The organism is Caulobacter sp. BE254 (genome assembly GCF_031457295.1).
Taxonomy (GTDB): domain Bacteria; phylum Pseudomonadota; class Alphaproteobacteria; order Caulobacterales; family Caulobacteraceae; genus Caulobacter.
Genome location: NZ_JAVDWJ010000011.1, coordinates 176,062 through 188,968, shown reverse-complemented (window position 1 = coordinate 188,968; position 12,907 = coordinate 176,062). Strand labels below are relative to the sequence as shown.

12 protein-coding genes, 1 tRNA gene and 2 pseudogenes are annotated in these 12,907 nt (G+C 67.8%); 4 read left to right on the top strand and 11 right to left on the bottom strand.

Translation table 11 applies throughout. The features are described 5' to 3' along the window. Both J2X41_RS18890 and recA read right to left on the bottom strand, forming a co-directional pair. Positions 1-137 (bottom strand): annotated as a pseudogene (locus J2X41_RS18890) (ISAs1 family transposase); the annotation flags it as partial. Positions 138-580: 443 nt separating this feature from the next. Further along, on the bottom strand, positions 581-1,651 hold the full coding sequence (gene recA / locus J2X41_RS18885; protein WP_310084265.1) for a recombinase RecA: 1,071 nt from the start codon (positions 1,649-1,651) through the stop codon (positions 581-583). Positions 1,652-1,924: 273 nt separating this feature from the next. Here recA and J2X41_RS18880 point away from each other — a divergent pair, with 273 nt between their 5' ends. Then, positions 1,925-3,529 (top strand): EAL domain-containing protein, encoded by a 1,605-nt coding sequence (locus tag J2X41_RS18880; RefSeq protein WP_310084263.1) that lies wholly within the window; start codon positions 1,925-1,927, stop codon positions 3,527-3,529. A 173-nt stretch (positions 3,530-3,702) separates the two neighbouring features. Here the strand turns inward: J2X41_RS18880 and J2X41_RS18870 are convergent, their stop codons facing one another. Next, positions 3,703-3,840: a hypothetical protein gene (locus J2X41_RS18870; protein ID WP_310084278.1), complete on the bottom strand. Its 138-nt coding sequence runs from the start codon at positions 3,838-3,840 to the stop codon at positions 3,703-3,705. 38 nt (positions 3,841-3,878) lie between these two features. Continuing rightward, positions 3,879-4,754 carry a transglycosylase SLT domain-containing protein gene (locus J2X41_RS18865; RefSeq protein ID WP_310084259.1) on the bottom strand — a complete coding sequence of 292 codons (876 nt, stop codon included), beginning with the start codon at positions 4,752-4,754 and terminating at the stop codon, positions 3,879-3,881. Between the two features lie 197 nt (positions 4,755-4,951). Here J2X41_RS18865 and J2X41_RS18860 point away from each other — a divergent pair, with 197 nt between their 5' ends. Continuing rightward, entirely contained in the window at positions 4,952-5,674 is a 723-nt protein-coding gene (locus tag J2X41_RS18860) for an energy transducer TonB (RefSeq protein ID WP_310084255.1), read from the top strand. 324 nt (positions 5,675-5,998) lie between these two features. Here the strand turns inward: J2X41_RS18860 and J2X41_RS25345 are convergent. The 3 genes and pseudogenes from J2X41_RS25345 to J2X41_RS18850 all read right to left on the bottom strand — a co-directional run. After that, positions 5,999-6,066: pseudogene (locus J2X41_RS25345) on the bottom strand (hypothetical protein); the annotation flags it as partial. 507 nt (positions 6,067-6,573) lie between these two features. Beyond that, positions 6,574-7,737 (bottom strand): acyl-CoA dehydrogenase family protein, encoded by a 1,164-nt coding sequence (locus J2X41_RS18855; protein ID WP_310084252.1) that lies wholly within the window; start codon positions 7,735-7,737, stop codon positions 6,574-6,576. Positions 7,738-7,773: 36 nt separating this feature from the next. Further along, the gene (locus tag J2X41_RS18850; RefSeq protein WP_310084250.1) at positions 7,774-8,763 is read right to left on the bottom strand and encodes an FAD-dependent oxidoreductase; all 990 of its coding nucleotides are present in this window, start codon (positions 8,761-8,763) and stop codon (positions 7,774-7,776) included. 181 nt (positions 8,764-8,944) lie between these two features. Here J2X41_RS18850 and J2X41_RS18845 point away from each other — a divergent pair, with 181 nt between their 5' ends. Continuing rightward, positions 8,945-9,367 carry a helix-turn-helix transcriptional regulator gene (locus J2X41_RS18845; protein ID WP_310084247.1) on the top strand — a complete coding sequence of 141 codons (423 nt, stop codon included), beginning with the start codon at positions 8,945-8,947 and terminating at the stop codon, positions 9,365-9,367. A 162-nt stretch (positions 9,368-9,529) separates the two neighbouring features. Continuing rightward, on the top strand, positions 9,530-9,661 hold the full coding sequence (locus tag J2X41_RS18840) for a hypothetical protein (protein WP_310084244.1): 132 nt from the start codon (positions 9,530-9,532) through the stop codon (positions 9,659-9,661). 57 nt (positions 9,662-9,718) lie between these two features. Here J2X41_RS18840 and J2X41_RS18835 read toward each other — a convergent pair. The 4 genes from J2X41_RS18835 to J2X41_RS18820 all read right to left on the bottom strand — a co-directional run bounded on the left by J2X41_RS18835 (position 9,719) and on the right by J2X41_RS18820 (position 12,014). Beyond that, positions 9,719-9,795, bottom strand: a tRNA-His gene (locus tag J2X41_RS18835). Positions 9,796-9,924: 129 nt separating this feature from the next. Next, positions 9,925-10,665, bottom strand: a complete 741-nt coding sequence (locus J2X41_RS18830; RefSeq protein ID WP_310084243.1) for an energy transducer TonB — start codon at positions 10,663-10,665, stop codon at positions 9,925-9,927. A gap of 9 nt (positions 10,666-10,674) precedes the next feature. After that, positions 10,675-11,109: a biopolymer transporter ExbD gene (locus J2X41_RS18825; RefSeq protein WP_019847727.1), complete on the bottom strand. Its 435-nt coding sequence runs from the start codon at positions 11,107-11,109 to the stop codon at positions 10,675-10,677. A 5-nt stretch (positions 11,110-11,114) separates the two neighbouring features. Continuing rightward, the gene (locus J2X41_RS18820; RefSeq protein WP_029589236.1) at positions 11,115-12,014 is read right to left on the bottom strand and encodes a MotA/TolQ/ExbB proton channel family protein; all 900 of its coding nucleotides are present in this window, start codon (positions 12,012-12,014) and stop codon (positions 11,115-11,117) included. Positions 12,015-12,907 lie beyond the last annotated feature (893 nt).

Here is a 12,907-nt window from a genome sequence, read left to right as displayed (position 1 = left end):
TCGGCGATGTCCACGCAGGTCTTGGCCCCGCACAGCGTCGCCGCCAGCGCCACAAACAGGATCGAGGCCAGATCATGCCGCGCATTGACGTCGCGTGGATTAGCAACCTCCCTGAAAATCGCGATCAACCCGTCCAAATCAGCGCCTCCTCGCCATGGAAACACTGTCAGAATCGATCAGCAAATCTCTGGCGACTCCCCCGCCGCATCAAATGCGATTCCCCTGCCCCAGAAGGGGGAGGATCTAGAGCATCGCGCGGAAAAGTGGACGCCGGTTTTCCGCAAAAGCGATGCGAAAACAAAAGTCTAGAGCAACCCGCGCGATTCTTATATCGCGCGGGTTGCTCTAGGCGGCCGGCTCGGCGGCCCCCTCCGGCCCTTCGGGCCACCTCTCCCGGAGGGAGGATCAACGAAATCGGACGCCTGGCATGGGGTCCAGGCGTCCGGGGATCGCGGCCGGCCGGGCGGTGTGCGCGGCGGGCTATAAGGCGGGGTCGCCCGCTGCGAGCGGCGGCCGCGAAACCTTCGGCTGGTCCAGGCCGCTCCCAGGGTTGCCTGGGACGGTCCGGACCGGGGAAGTCCTATTCGTCGCCGTCGTCGTCGGGACCGCCGACCAGCAGCTCTTCCTCGATCTTGCGGGAAGACTGGCGCACGGCGGCCTCGATCTCGGCGGCCAGGTCCTTGTTGGCCTTGAGGAACTCGCGGACATTGTCGCGGCCCTGGCCGATGCGCTGGCTGTTGTACGAGAACCACGAGCCAGCCTTGTCGATGATCCCGGCCTTGACGCCCAGGTCGATGATCTCGCCCAGCTTGGAGATGCCCTCGCCGTACATGATGTCGAACTCGACCTCGCGGAACGGCGGGGCCACCTTGTTCTTGACCACCTTGACCCGGACATTGTTGCCGACGATCTCGTCGCGGTTCTTGATCGAACCGGTGCGGCGGATGTCCAGGCGGACCGAGGCGTAGAACTTCAGGGCGTTGCCGCCGGTGGTGGTTTCCGGGCTGCCGTACATCACCCCGATCTTGTGACGGATCTGGTTGATGAAGATGACGATGGTGTTGGCCTTGTTGATCGAGGCGGTCAGCTTGCGCAGCGCCTGGCTCATCAGGCGGGCCTGCAGGCCAGGCAGGCTGTCGCCCATCTCGCCCTCGATCTCGGCCTTGGGCGTCAGGGCCGCGACCGAGTCGATGACCACGATGTCGACGGCGCCCGAGCGTACCAGGGTGTCGGTGATCTCCAGGGCCTGCTCGCCGTTGTCGGGCTGCGAGACCAGCAGGTTGTCGAGATTGACGCCCAGTTTGAAGGCGTAGCCCGGGTCCAGGGCGTGCTCGGCGTCGACGAAGGCGGCGGTGCCGCCGGCCTTCTGGCATTCGGCCACCACGTGCAGGGCCAGGGTCGTCTTGCCCGAGCTTTCCGGGCCGTAGATCTCGATCACCCGCCCCTTGGGCAGGCCGCCGATGCCCAGGGCGATGTCCAGGCCGAGCGAGCCGGTGGAGATCGACTCGATCTCGACCTTGCCCTTTTCGCCCAGCTTCATCACCGAGCCCTTGCCGAACGCCCGGTCGATCTGAGCCAGCGCGGCTTCCAGAGCCCGTTGCTTGTCGCCGTCTTCCTTGCCCACGAGTTTCAAAGCCGCCTGATTGCTCATTGGAGTGATCCGCCCTTATTCCATGATTCCGACAACCGGATCGGAGGTTCGCGACCGCCGCGCCCACCCGCCTGTGGAATGACTAATGCGTACATGTTTTGTTCCATGTTCGCAACATGTTCTTACTGTAGAAGCCGCATACGTCAGAAACGGTCGCTCGATCATGCCGCATGCGACAATTCCCCGCGTCTCGGCCCTGGGGTGCAAGCTCGACCGAAACCCGTCCTTAACGCCGGCCGGCGATGGTGATGGTCTTCCGGGGGGACCTTTGCCTTGTCGATCGATCCGCGCCGCCTCTTGGGCCTGGCCTTCGCCAGCGCCGACCTCTTGCTGGAGGTCGAGAACGGCCGGGTGATCCTGGCGCTTGGCGCGGCGCAGCGGATCATGGGTCAGGACGAGCGGGCGCTGACGGGCCGCGCCTGGAGCGAGCTGTTCACGGCGGCCGACCGCCCGCTGATCGACGCCGCGACGCGCGTGATGGACGACGGCCAGCGGCGCGGGCCGGTCACTGTGCGCATGGCCGGCGAACCGCCGCGCCACGTGAACCTGACCATGCGCGCCCTGCCCGACAACGGCGGCCGGATCTCGGTCTCGGTCACCCCCGCCAACGCCCCTTCGGGCCAGATGGACGACGAAGGCCTGCGCAGCCGCGAGAGCTTCGAGGACATCGCCCGCGGCCTGTTCGAGGCCGCCCGCGTCACCGGCCTGGAGCTGGAGCTGGCCATGGTCGACTTCTCCGACCTGGACGCCCTGCGCCGGCAGCTGTCCCAGCCCGAGGCCCGAGCCCTGGACCTGAAGCTAGCCGGCGCGGTGCGGGCCGAGTCGCATGCCGGCGGCATGGCCACCCGCCTGTCGCCCGACCGCTTCGCCCTGGTCCGCGCCAAGGCCGACCACGCCGACGACATGGCCCAGCGCCTGACCCGCTCGACCACAGTCCAGGCCAGCGCCCAGGTCGTGTCGATCGACGACGGCGTGGCCCCGTCGCGCGGCCTCAAGGCCCTGCGCTACGCCCTCGACGACTTCCTGCGCGAGGGCCTGAAGGACACCCCGCCGCTCAGCCTGTCCGAGGCGATGAACCGCTCGGTCAAGCGCACCCTGTCGCGGGCCGGCGCCCTGGGCGTGGCGGTCAGCCAGCGCCGCTTCAGCCTGGCCTACCAGCCGGTGGTCGACCTGAAGACCGGCGCGGCCCATCACCACGAGGCCCTGGTGCGCTTCGAGGACGGCGGCAGCCCCTTCCAGCTGATCCGCATGGCCGAGGAGTTCGACCTGATCGAGGAACTGGACCACGCCATCGCCGAGATGGCGGTCAAGCGCCTGGCCGCCGACCGTTCGGGCGCGATCAAGCTGGCGATCAACATTTCGGGCCGCACCATCGTCAACGAAGGCTTCATCGACCATATCGGCGGCCTGCTGACCAAGGCCCATGTCGCCGAGGGCCGGCTGATCTTCGAGATCACCGAGACCAGCGCCATCGACGACCTGCCCCGCGCCAACCGGCACATCCAGGCCCTGCGAGGCCTGGGTTCGCTGGTCTGCCTGGACGACTTCGGGGCCGGGGCCTCGTCGTTCGCCTATCTGCAGGAGCTGAGCCTGGACATCGTCAAGATCGACGGCCGCTACGTCCGCGAACTGGCCGGCAGCGGCCGCGACGGGGCGATGGTCCGCCGACTGGTCGAGCTGTGCCGCGACCTGGACATCCGCACGGTCGCCGAGATGGTCGAGACCGCCGAGGTCGAGGAGGTGGTCCGCAGGGCCGGCGTCGACTTCGCCCAGGGCTGGCTGTTCGGCAAGCCGGCCGACCAGCCGCAGCCGGCGCTGAAGGTCGGTTCGGTGACGCCCGCGGCGCGCCGGGCGGGCGTGTCGGAGGGGTGGGGGTAGAGCCGAAGGGGTCGGGTGGGGTTCGGTGCGGAGCCTGGCTGAGCAGCGGGCCCCACCCACCAGCTTCGCTGGTCCCCCCTCCCCATGGGCGGCTTCGTTCGCGCCCATCGAAAATCACCTGCACTGGACCCTGGACGTGGTCTTCGATGAAGACGACGCCAGATCCCGCAAAATCACGCTCCCGAAAACCTCCCCGTCGTCAGACGACTGGCGCTGGGCATGCTCAGCTCCCACTCCGACACCAAGTCCATCTCACGCAAGATGAAGATCGCCTCTGGCGGCAAGCCTTCTTCTTCGAGCTCCTTGCTCATATCCGATAGCCCTCCGCACTGTGGGAGGGAATGGATAGCTACCGTCGGCGCTGGCCGCCGTCGCTGGCGTCCGACAGCACCCGCAGCATTTCCGACGAGAACATCGAGCTGGTCATGCGCTGGGCCGACGAGCCGCCGCCCCCCGAGGCGAAGCTGAAGCCGCTGTCGGCGTCCTGCGGGCCGCGCAGGATCAAGCTGACCAGTTCCTGCTGCTGCTGGATGCGCTCCAGCCGGCGGCCGGTGGCGTACTGGACGAAACCCTGGTCCGTGTCGGGCCCGTTGGTCGTCGGCGCGGTGTCGGGAACGGTCCCGCCGCCCGCGGTCTTGGTCAGGTTGGCGTAGACCTCGCTGACCGTGGCCGCGCGGCCCTCGCGATAGAAGATCGAGCGGTTGGCGGCGGCGGCGTCGGGGAACAGGGCCGCGGCGCTGGCGCCCGGCGAGGCGTTGACCGCCTCGATCAGCCGGGCCGAGCCCTGGGGCCCCAGGAAATGGGCGGCGTAGAGTTCGCCAGCGGTGGGCGAGCGCCCCACCCGGCCGCGCAGATAGGAGGCGTGGTCGCTGGCCAGTTCGCCGGCCATCAGCGAGGCGGCGTGCGGGTCCAGCTTCAGGCCCAGCACCGTCTTGCGAGCTTCGTCGCCGGCCACCCGGTAGCGACCGTCCGACCCCTGCTGGATCAGGTCCGCGTAGCGGGCGTAGCCGTACTTGGCGCCGTGCTTCTTCAGGGTCGACAGCCAGGTCTGGTCGACGAACTGGAACAGGCCCGAGGCCGACGAGGTCCGCGCCTTGGCGGCGGGGTTGTAGCCGCTCTCGCGCTTGGCGGTGCCCATCAGGAACGTGAAGTCCACGCCCGTCGCGCTGGACGCGCGCTGGATCGCCGACTCGACGACGCTGCGGAGGGAGGTGACGTTCGCCATGCCCGAAGATGTGAACCCGCATGGTTAATCGCGCCTTAACCCTGCGCGCCGACCCGGCAGAAATTGCCTGTGGCGGGTCGCCGCAGTTACGGATGTAAAAAATCTACGTTCGTAATATTTACAAACGTAATTCCCCATGAAAGGCTTGCTGTATCGACCCCGGCTTGTTCAGGCGGTCGATGCAGAAGGAGGCTCTCATGGTTGCGTACGAAGACGCGGTCGGTTCCTACATCCCCGGCCTGGACACCCCGCGCGGCAAGCCGTCCAAGGCCCTGGTCGCGGCGCTGGTCGTCGTGTCGGCCGCCCATGCCGGCCTGTTCGCGTATCTGGCCTACCAGAAGTACGTGACGCCGATCACGGTCGATCGCAGCGAACCGCCAGCGTTGAAGATCGACCCAGTGATCCCCGATCCCCCCAAGCTCGACAAGCCGGTCCCGCCCAGGTCGACGTCGAACCCGCCATTGGTCCACAAGCCGACGCTGGTCGCGCCCCCAACGGTCGACCCGCTGCCGATCAAGCCGGTCGAAGGCCCACGCGATCCGCCCGGCCCGGGCCCGGTGGACCTGAAGACCGACTTGCCGCCCGGACCGCCGACCGTGGTTGAACCGTCCCCGCCCAGAGTGGTCACCCGGCCCAACTGGCTGAAGAAGCCCGGGGCCTCGGAGTTCAGCCGGTTCTATCCGGAAAGCGCCATGCGCCGCGGCGTCGGCGGCATGGCCACCCTGAACTGCACGGTGGCGGCCAACGGTTCGATCCAGGCCTGCAGCGTGCTGGACGAGACCCCGTCCGAGGAGGGCTTCGGCAAGGCCGCCGTCAAGCTGTCGCGGTTCTTCCGGATGAGCCCGCAGATGGAGAACGGCCAGGCCGTCGACGGCGCCAGCGTCCGCATCCCGATCCGCTTCGACGCGGCCGAAGGCTAGGAACGCGTCCGCCAGGTCACGGCGGCGCCGGCACGGCCGGGGACGCGCACTCACGGCAAGGCGCCAGCCGGTTTGCAGGGCGCTGACTGTGAGTGCGTGTCCCCAACGGACCCGCTGAGTTTGGTGTTGAGGTCTCATGACGCCGTGGGTGGCGTTGGGGACATGCACTCACCCAGAGGCCGTGGATCGATCCGCAAGGCCTTGCCGTGAGAGCACGTCCCCGGCTTATGCTCGGCGTTGAGCGAACAAAGCCTCGCGATTTCAACACCCTGAACTTTCTCGACCCGATTTGGTCCCCACCCTTCCAGACCCCCGTATCCTGATCCCACCTCGACGCAGGGAAAGGGCGCATGGCCAGCGACCGATGCGGCGGCGGGGGGCGATCGAGCGGGAAGCTCCGTCGGCGGTCCTTTTGGACCAAACCTCGCGTCTCTGGAGCCGGTCGGGCCTGGAACACAAAAACGACGTGGCGCGAGGGCTGGCGGCGCAACAGGCGGGCGGTGACGCGCTCGCGGTCCGGGACCGGGGTTCGTTGACCTGGCCCGCCCGTCGGAGGCTTCAAGGCGGCGAGGCTCCAACAGGGCTCAGCGCCGCGGGCTTCCGGATAACGACCGCGCGGAGCGATCGGGCTTCGTCGAAAACGGTTACTACTCAAACACTCCGGACGATGTCCGGCGCTCCGCGTCCCTTTCCATACCTTCAGCGGCCAGCCGCGTGAGGCGGTGAAGCCATGCTCATCAGATCCTCCCCCTGTGGGGGAGGTGTCGCCCAAAGGGCGACGGAGGGGGAAGTGATCGGCCGATGGCCGGACCTACGATCGACGATCCCAAAACGCCCCCCACCGATCGCTGCGCGATCGCCTCCCCCACAGGGGGAGGGACTTGAAGAAGGAGGCCCCCTCAATAGCTCTTCGGCAGGCCCAGCACCCGTTCGGCGATGAAGTTCAGGATCATCTCGCGGCTGACCGGCGCGATCCGGGCGATCATCGCCTCGCGGAAATAGCGCTCGACGTCGTACTCCTTGGCGTAGCCCATGCCGCCGTGGGCGAGGACCGAGCTTTCGCAGGCCGTGAAGCCGGCCTCGGCGCCCAGGTACTTGGCGGCGTTGGCCTCGGCGCCGCAGTCCTGGCCGGCGTCGTAGAGGGCCGCGGCCTTGAAGGCCAGCAGGTTGGCGGCCTCCAGCTCGGCCCACGATCTGGCCAAGGGGTGGGCCACGCCCTGGTTCTGGCCGATGGGCCGGCCGAACACCACGCGCTCCTTGGCGTAGGTCGTCGCCTTGGCCAGGGCCGCTCGGCCCAGGCCGATGGCCTCGACGGCGAACAGCACCCGCTCGGGGTTGAGGCCGTGCAGCAGGTAGGCAAAGCCCTTGCCCGCCTCGCCGACCAGGTCGTCGGCCGGCACGAACAGGTCCTCGATGAACAGCATGTTACACTCGACCGCCTTGCGCCCCATCTTGGGGATCGGCTTGGCCTCGATCTTCTCGCGGTCGGTGTAGAACAGGGAGAGCCCCTGGGTCGGCTTGGCGCACTGGTCCTTGGGCGTGGTCCTGGCGATGATCAGGATCTTGTTGGCGCGCTGGGCGCCGGTCGTCCAGATCTTGCGGCCGTTCAGGCGGTAGCCGCCCTCGACCCCCTCGGCCCGCGTTTCCAGGCTGGCGGTGTCCAGGCCGGAATTGGGCTCGGTCACCGCGAAGCACATCTTGTCCTCGCCCGAGATCAGCCGCGGCAGATGCTCGCGGCGCTGCTCGTCGGTGCCGAACTTCACGATCGGCATCGGGCCGAAGATGTTCAGGTGGATGGCGCTGGCGCCCGAGAAACCCGCGCCCGACTGGGCCACGGTCTGCATCATGATCGCCGCCTCGGTCAGGCCCAGCCCCGCCCCGCCGACGCTCTCGGGCATGGCCACGCCCAGCCAGCCGCCCTGGGCGATGGCGGCGACGAATTCCTCGGGGAAGATCCCGGTCTCGTCGGTGCGCCGCCAATAGTCGTCGTCGAAGTCGGCGCACAGCTTGGCGACGCCGTCGCGGATGGCTTCCTGGTCTTCGGTCAACCCAAATCCGCGCATGCGCCCCTGCCCTGCCTTGGTTCTTGTCGTTGCGGCTCAGGTCCTCGAAAATCGCCGCGCGTCGAGCGAGGCGGCGTCCGGGCCTGGGTTATCACCCTTCAGATACGCCGCGACCAGATCGGCCACAAGCGGGGCCAGCAGCCAGCCGTTGCGGCGGGCCCCGACGGCCAGGACCACGCCCGGCGTCGCGCTCCAGCCCACCAGGGGCAGGCCGTCGGGCGTGGCCGCCCGCACCCCGACCTCGGTGGTCAGCACCGCTTGCGCCAGTTCGGGGCGCAGGCGGATGGCCGCGGCGCGCAGATCGTCCGTCGCCGAGGAATCGACGGCCAGGTCGTCGCGACCAAACTCCATGGTGGCGCCGATCGCCGGGCGCTCGCCGGGGCAGATGTAGACCCCCTCGCCCCGGATCACCGGCCCGCTCGCCGGCCCCCTGTCGGCCCGCAGGATCTGGCCCTTGATCGGGCTCAGCGCGGCCAGTTCCGGCGCCAGCCCGCCCGCGTCGCCGGCCCCGGTGGCCAGGACGACGGCCGAGAAGGCCGCTGTGTCGTCGGCGACGAAGGCGCGGGGCGCGAAACGCCCGCCCAGGGCCTCGAACGCGGCCCGCATCGCGGCCAGGGCCGGCCGGGCCTCGATCCGCCAGTCCTCGGCGTCGACCAGAGCCCCGTCCAGGCGCTGGAAGGGCGCGTCCAGGGCTTCGAAGCGGGCGGCGACGCCATCCAGCCAGGCCGTCTCGCCCTCGACCCTCAGGCCGTCCCGCGCGATCTCCAGGCCCAGCCCGTCGGCGAAGGCCGGCCAGCGGTCGCGGGCCCGCCTCAGCAAGGCCAGGTGCGGCGTCGAGACGGGGTCGAACACCGCCTCGGCTACCGGCGCCAGCATGCCGGCCGCCACGCCGGACGCGTTGTCGCCGAGGAGGTTGGGATCGAAAAGCGTGACGTCGATCCCGGCGCGCGCCAGGGTCAGCGCCGCCGCCGATCCGATCGCGCCGGCGCCGGCCACCGCCACCCGCGCACGCAGCTTGGTCTCCATGGGCGGCAAACACCCCCGCTCGCGGCAAACGTCAAGTCCGGCGGGCCATTTTGCCGCTCCCGCGGATGTGTCAGAGACGTGACTAACGTGACCGCATGGGTCTATCCTGCGTTAACCAAGCTGGACCACACGCTCTCGGATAGAGGGTGGGCGCGCGGTCGCTGGGAGGAACGAGACGCGGATGACCGACAAACCCCCTTCCGACCTGGCCCACCCGGTCGATCTCTATGTCGGGGCGCGTCTGCGGATCCGCCGAAAGATGCTGGGTCTCAGCCAGACCCAGCTGGCCGAAGCCCTGGGCATCACCTTCCAGCAGGTCCAGAAGTACGAGCGCGGGGCCAACCGCATCAGCGCCTCCAAGCTGTACGAGGCCGCGCGCCTGCTGCAGTCGCCGGTGTCCTACTTCTTCGAGGGCCTGGACGAGACGGCGCGGGGCGACGTCGACGACGGCTTCGCCCAGCGCATGACCCAGTTCGTGGCCACGCCGGAGGGGTTGGAACTGGCCGGGCTGTTTCCGCGGCTGAGCGACCGGCGGCTGCGCCGCCGGGTCGTCGACCTGGTCAAGGCGATGGTCGACGACGAGCCGGCCACGGCGACGTCTTAGGACTCAGGCCGGGCTCACCCCCGGATCGCCGGCCTTCGTCGCCGCGGCGACGGCTCAGCCTAGCGGCGCTGTGCCGCATTCCGAAAACCCGCGTTCGAGCGCAGCCTCCTGGTCAGGGAGCAGGCGCGCAGTGTCGCGCTAGTCGGGAGCGTAGGCGTGAGAATGTCCTCGGGAATCGGCCGTTTTCGATACTGGTGGCAAGCCCATCCGATGGCTGGCCTGCTAGCGGGCTGGGTCGCCATCGCCCTGATCGGCTGGCGCGTCTGGGCCGTCCTGCACGGGCGTCACGCCTAGGTCCGCGGCGACGAAAAAGCCCCGAGCGGAACCCGGGGGCTTTTCAACGTCCTGCGATGGTACCGCCTCTCAGGCTTGAACTGAGGACCTCCGGTTCCACAAACCGGCGCTCTAACCAACTGAGCTAAGGCGGCGCATCGCGAGGGAGTGTCTTTAGTCGGACGCGCGGACCGGATCAAGCGTCGAAACGGTCCTTCCACACGAAAACGCCCCGGAGCCGTGAAGCTCCGGGGCGCTCGTCTGGTAACCGGTCGTTCGGGTCCCTAGCGGGGGACCGTGAACACGATCGGGATCGTGATCTGACCGCCGTCCACCGGAGCGCCGTCAAGCGTCTTCGGCTTCATGCGGAACAGCCGCGACAGCTTCAGGGCCGCATCGCCGAAGCCGTAGTCAGCCGGGTTTTCCGACACGACCGAACAGCCTTCCAGCGACCCCTTGGCGGTGACGGTGCACGACAGGGTCGCGCGGCCGCCCACTTCCATCCGCTGAGCGCGGTCGGGGTAGTAACGGGCCATGTCCTCGCCGGTGGGCTTGCGGGCCCAGTCCGGCTTGGTGATCACCGACGCCCGGGCCGGCGGGTTCGAAGGCACCGGCGGCACGTTCGAGATCACCGGCGGCGCCGATTGCTCGACCCGCTCCTTGACGGGCGGGATCGGCAGCGGCGGCGGCGGAGTCACGTCCGGCGGCGGCGCGATCGGCGGCCTGGGCTGCACCACCGCGGGAGGCGGAGGCGGAGCGTTGGTCGGCGGCGGCGGCGGGGGCGGAGGAGGCGGCGGCGGCGGCGGGGGCGGCGGAGGCAGCTCCACGTCCACGGCGTCGTCGTGATACTCCTTCATCACCGCTTCGAACTTCTGCTTCGCCAAATAAGCGAACAAAGCAGCGTGCAAGCCGACGACGATAATGGTCGCGATACCGAAGGCGCCGAGTCCGCCTTTCTTGCGTCGCGGGCCATCCGAGGTGAGCGGGTCGTAGTGGCGATGCTCAGGCGCTTGTTGTTCAGCCATGCATCACCCCTAGCTGTTCTGATCCTTGCCGATGAGCGCCACGCTGTAGAAGCCGTTATCCTGGAGGGTGTTCATCACCTCCATGAAAGCTCCGTAGCGCGTCTTTTCGTCGGCACGGATGTAGATGCGCTCCTTGGTGGGATCGCGACGACCGATGCTCTTCGTGAGGTCCGCCCCCATCTCGTCGACCGTGGTGGGGTCGTCGCCAATGAAGACCTTTCCCGAAGCCTTGATCGAGATATAGACGGGCTTTGGCGGGCTCGGCGACGGTTTCGCGACCGCCGGCGGCAGGTTCACTTCGACCGACACGGAGGCGAGCGGAGCCGCCACCATGAAGATGATCAGGAGAACCAGCATGACGTCCACGAAGGGCGTGACGTTGATCTCGCTGTTTTGGTCGATGTTAAACCTGTCGCCCCCACCGCCTGAGAGTTTGGCGGCCATCGGTCTTACGCCCCTTTGTCGAGCTGACGCGAAATGGCGTTCATCAGTTCAGCAACGAAACCTTCAGAGCGCGTGCCGTAGCCGGAGATGCGGGTCTGGAAGTAGTTGTAGAAGATAACGGCCGGGATAGCGGCGAACAGACCAATACCGGTGGCGAGCAGCGCTTCGGCGATGCCGGGGGCGACGACGGCCAGGTTGGTCGTGTTGGTGTTCGCAATGCCGATGAACGAGGTCATGATCCCGTAGACGGTGCCGAACAGACCGATGAACGGACCGGCCGAGCCGACCGAAGCCAGGAACACCATGCCGCCCGACAGGCGCTTGGCCAGCGAGGCCTGCACCGCGTTGATGGCGTAGGTGGCGCGCGACAGGGTCGAGTCACGGTGCTCGCCACCGACGGCCAGACCGGCTTGGCGCGACAGTTCGACTTCTTGGGCGGCCGCGGCGGCCATGTCGGCCATCGGGTTGCCTTCGAATTCTTCCGACGAGCCGATGCGGGCGATGTCGGCGATCGAGCGAGCGCCGCGGAAGGCTTCCAGGAACTTGTCCGACTGCTTGTTCAGGGCGCCGAACTCGAACAGCTTGGTGATCAGCAGGACCCACGAGAAGACCGAGGCCAGGATCAGGCCGATCATCACGACCTTAACCACCGCCTGGGCCGACAGGAACATGCCGATCGGGGTCAGGGAGTGGGACTTCATCTTTTCGGTCGCGGCGACGCCGGCGTCCAGCGGCTCTTCGGCAGGCGCGGCGGCGGGGGCCGGGGCGGCGGCGGCCGGAGCAGCAGCTTCGGTGGTGGCCGGCGCAGGAGCCGCAGCGTCCTGAGCGAAAGCCGGGGCGCTCACCATCAGCGCCATGGCGCCGACGAGAGCGATGAGGGGGGTTTTCCGTTTAATGTCGAGCATCTGTCGCCAGTTCCTGATTGGTCTAGCACGTTTGGACCGAGGGTCGTCGCGCGAGAGCGTCTCCACCCTAACTTGAATAGCCTGCGCGATGGCCGATCGCTCGGACGTCCCGCAAACCCGCTTCGCAGCGCTCGACCCGTTACGCCCCCCAAGCCAGGCTCATGCCCGCGAGAAGGATCGTTTCGAAGCGCGTGTGATCGCCGCCCCCGAGGAGGCTTCGACCTTACCGCAATGTTAGAATTGCGGCAGGGGTCCTTTGGCAACCCCTTTTCGTACCGTCAAGGGGTGCGACGAGGCATAAATTCACCGTTCCCTAGACGCGCCCGCCGTCGTTGCCGCACCGCACAAATGGGAAATCAGGATTTAAGGGCGGTTTTTCCCTACCAAAGGGAATAGCGATGTTGCGCCGCAACATGTTTACAAAACATCGGTCTCACACGCCTGATCTGAACGCGCATCGGACGAGAGTTCAATCTGGCCGGGAACACCTCTGTCGGAGATCTGACCTCTGTCCTGACGGCGCTCGACCTCGCGGGCGCACAGAAGCCATGATTTTCGCCCCCGATCGGCTTTTCAGCGCGCAAAACCGTGACGACTTCGTTTCAAAGGCCGGGTGAGAGGCTGATTTCCAGGCTGCGGCGGCCCAGACCGTTTCGCGACGACGGCGGTCCGCCCGAAGCGTGTCCGTGCTCGCGATGCCGGCCTTTGATCATCCGAAGGCGGATCAGGACGGCCCAGCAAGCGGGGCGTTGGCGATCGATTTCGTCCCACCCAAAAGGCCTCGCTAAAATTTCACGTTTGCCCTGAGGCGGACGCGGGTGATCAAGTTCGCGGCGCCACGGGAATGACGGCTCTTCTGGTTCGCGGCCGTCTTGCGGCGCGAACCGAGCTGC